1 pseudogene is annotated in these 960 nt (G+C 41.4%); it reads left to right on the plus strand.

Annotation, left to right across the window (positions count from 1 at the left end):
- A pseudogene (locus ACFING_RS09915) lies at nucleotides 1-960 on the plus strand (hypothetical protein); the annotation flags it as partial.

Here is a 960-nt window from a genome sequence, read left to right on the forward strand (position 1 = left end):
TAGCAAGCTTACATCTCTTTTAGATGGCGTCATTAAGGATGGTTCCACGGATGCAGTAACGGGTAATCAGCTTCATGGGTTAGGTGATAAAGTTGCACAATCTTTGGGTGGAGGAGCTAAGTATGAAAATGGCGCTTGGACAGCTCCTACATTTACGGTTAAAAAATTTGCATCTGATGGCAGTGTTGCTGACTCGAGTTATAACGATGTTGCATCTGCTTTTGCCGGTGTTGGTGTTTCATTCGAGAATGTTAAAGATAAATTTAATAATATTAAGGATGAAATTAGCAAAGAGATTGAAAAGGACATTACGGCTGCTAAAAATGATGCTTTGTTGTGGGATAAGTCCAAAGGTTCTTTTGTAGCGATACATGGAGACAAGAAAGAAAACAGCAAGATTACATCTCTCCAAAATGGAGATATTTCTGCTATTTCAACGGATGCAGTAACGGGTAATCAGCTTCATGGGTTAGGTGATAATATTGCAAAATCTTTGGGTGGAGGAGCTAAGTATGAGGATGGTAAATGGAGTAAACCTAAGTTCACTGTTAAAACAGTAAAATCTGATGGAACTGAGAGTGAGGAGAGCTATACAGATGTGGCTTCAGCGTTTGCCGGTGTAGGAACTTCTTTCACGGATTTACATAAAGAGATTACCAATGAGATTACCACTGCTCAAGCTGACGCCTTGTTGTGGGATAAGTCTAAAGGTGCGTTTGTAGCAACGCATGGAGACAGTAAAGAGAACAGCAAGATAACGTCTCTTAAAAATGGCGACATTAGTAGAACGTCAACGGATGCTGTAGCGGGTAACCAGCTATATGCCCTAGGGAGCGATGTTGCGAAGTCTTTAGGTGGTAAAGCTAAGTATGAGAATGGAACTTGGACAGCTCCGACTTACGAGATCTCTAATGTTTCTGCAGATGGTGATGTGGGAAAGACGAGCTTCAATGATGTTGG

The sequence above is a fragment of the Bartonella sp. AP150HLJHH genome (assembly GCF_042196385.1).
Lineage (GTDB): Bacteria > Pseudomonadota > Alphaproteobacteria > Rhizobiales > Rhizobiaceae > Bartonella.